1 protein-coding gene and 1 pseudogene are annotated in these 2694 nt (G+C 43.1%); one reads left to right on the top strand and one right to left on the bottom strand.

Annotated elements, in window-relative coordinates; all coding sequences use genetic code 11:
• Nucleotides 1-262, top strand: a pseudogene (locus F6K53_RS36840) (hypothetical protein); the annotation flags it as partial.
• An 870-nt stretch (nt 263-1132) separates the two neighbouring features.
• Here the strand turns inward: F6K53_RS36840 and F6K53_RS36835 are convergent.
• Nucleotides 1133-2694 (bottom strand): DUF4157 domain-containing protein (locus F6K53_RS36835; RefSeq protein ID WP_293084495.1); only part of this gene is annotated, 1562 nt, incomplete at its 5' end.

Raw genomic sequence — 2694 nt, 5'->3', positions numbered from 1 at the left:
CTTATTGATTCATGGGGTTTCTGATCACTGTGGTAATTCTGATGAAACCCCACCCAAGTCAACTTTTCAAGCCTTTTGTCCTGTACTGAGGTTATTTACCCGCTCTTTACGGGGAAAACGCTCATTTGAGGTAGATGTTTCTGCTTCTCGTCGTAAGCATCGAGAAAGCAATGTCTGGCAACGTCGGTTTTGGGAGCATACAATTCGTAATGACCATGATTTACACCGACATTTAGATTATATTCACGCTACATCCAGTTAAACATGGTTTGGTGTCTTGTCCTCATTTGTGGGAATATTCCAGTTTTCACAAATGGGTGGAGCGAGGCAAGTATCGACCCGATTGGGGGTGTTGTTGTGGCAGGAATTTACCACAAGTTCTAGATTTTAGCGATTTAGAAGATTTTGCAGGGGAGTAGGGTGGGCAAATTATGAATGTGGGGTAGGGTGGGCTAATATTCTACGTATTACCAATTGATCACCAATCATTTCCATTTGCCCACCCGACTTGAGCGAACACTTTGCTTTAACCCAACCAACAACATAGGTGATCGCTAGCCGTAGGGTAGTCGGGTAGGGTGGGCAAAAAACTATCGTTTGACTAATTATTCCGGAATCTTGTTCATTTGCCCACCAAACAATATCAGCGATCGCTTTATTAAAGCTGTTTTAAAAAACCGGTTATAGCTTGAATTTCCTAAATTAAGCAACAAAATAGTCGGGTAGGGTGGGCAAAGTACGATAGTTTGGCCATTTAATCAGTTCTCATGTCAATATGCTCACCTTACAAGATCCGCGATCGCTTTCTTAAAGCTTTTTTCAAAAACCGGTGATAGCATTAAATTCCTTTATTATGCAACAAAATAGTCGGGTAGGGTGGGCAAATTACGATAGTTTGGCAATTAGATCAGTTATCAGGTCAATTTGCCCACCCTACAACCTCTTGAACAGCGTACGCTCTTCTTGTCCATTTGAACTTTAACCATACCAACAACTTTTGTGTACCCATTCAGTAGGGTTATCTGCTTGCCTATCCTTTTTCTGTTCTTTTGCTTCTTTCTTTTTGTTTCTTATTCTTTCACCCTCCCTAGCTCCATCTATTTTCCCTTTCTTTTTTTTTTACACGCTAGGTCTAAGCGCCAAATATTTCCTTCCATAATTCTTTTTTAACTCTGTCCTTTATTCCTACTCTTTCCATAGCCCCTATCAATTGGTCTTTAGTTTCTATCACTCGGCTCGGCTCCCTTGCTTCATTCTCTGCTACCCGGTTTCTCCTTTCGCTTCCTGTTTGTTGATTTACAATTTTCGATGATATATCTATTGGGTTCCATCCATATAATTTGATTATTCTATTTTTTCTTGTGTCTTCCGAGCTCCAATCGATTTCTAATCTTTTTACAATAATATCATATACTCCTAATTTCAATACTTCTCGTTTTATTAATATTTCTACTTTTAGTTCTTCGCCTTCCTTGAGCGAATTATACTTTTCGGTCATTTCTTTCTCTATCTTTTTCCATGTCTCTTGGTTCATTGTACTTGACATCGGCACCAGATTTATGTAATCATCAGCCGACTCAACATCATTATCTAATATGTCCCACAGTGCGTGCGGTATTAGATGGCCTCCCTCAAACCTTTCCCATGTTCCTGTTCTTAACCAATAAAGATTCTTCCCTATCTTTCCTATGTTTCCGCTTTTATAGGTTTTTCGCTTGGGGGTGACATCATCATCATCTTTCTCCAATATCGCTTCCACTTTCACAGGAACTTCGATCAGACTCTGAGTCGTTTTCAGTAAACTATTTGATAATTTATCATTAATTATTTTCATACTCTCCTGGCTGAAAACCTTTTCTAGTTCCTGGCTCAGGTCAAAACCTGGTGGAAAATAATTCTTAGACTCAATAGCCTCAAATTTTTGTACCTTTCGTTGAATTACTGGGGACTGCAACACCCTTTCGTCTGACCATCCCACCAACTTGCTTTTCCGTCGGTCTGCCTGCTGTTCGACCATTGTTAGGCTCACGCTCCCCATCAAATCCGCTTCATGCTCCAACCCCATCTCCCTATTTATAGACATGCCATTCACCTGCCACGTCGGTTTGACACGCCCCTGCATCTGCTGCACCACATGCCAAGCCTCATGGGGCAAATGCATCTCCTGCCCCGGCCCCACATGAATATCCGTCCCCTGTGCATACGCCAGTGCTTGCAATTGTGCCGGTTTCGACGAGTTGTAATGTACCCTCACATCATCCATCGAATAGCCAGAGAGGTTCTCTATGCCTGCCTTGAGGCGATCAGGCAAGCCCGTTTTGTTTTCTTTTTTGCTCCTCGATGCCCTCATGCTATCGCCATAGGTCACCGAATCCCCCGTCAACGGTTGTGCTCTCCGCTGCACCATCATCCTTTTTGGCTGCACGACCAATTGCCCACCGTTATTCGCCCCTTGCCAGCTTCTCTCTCCCGGCTGTCCAAAAGAAAACTTCCCTTGCCGCCCCATCTCTCTCCTTCCCGTTTCCGGCTGGTATTCTCCTGATTCTAAGGTGCGCATCACATTCGCACTCATACTTCCCCATTCCCCCACCGCATTTTCCGCGTTCCAGTCCCTTTCCTCTGCATCCAATATTTCTCTTAAACCATTCCGTCTTTCGTCTTTCTTTTTTTGAGCTATTGACAACGAGGTAGAGT

The organism is Moorena sp. SIO4A1 (assembly GCF_010672065.1).
Lineage (GTDB): Bacteria > Cyanobacteriota > Cyanobacteriia > Cyanobacteriales > Coleofasciculaceae > Moorena.
The sequence above is the reverse complement of the archived record's forward strand: the minus strand, read 5'-3'. Positions and strand labels throughout refer to the sequence as shown.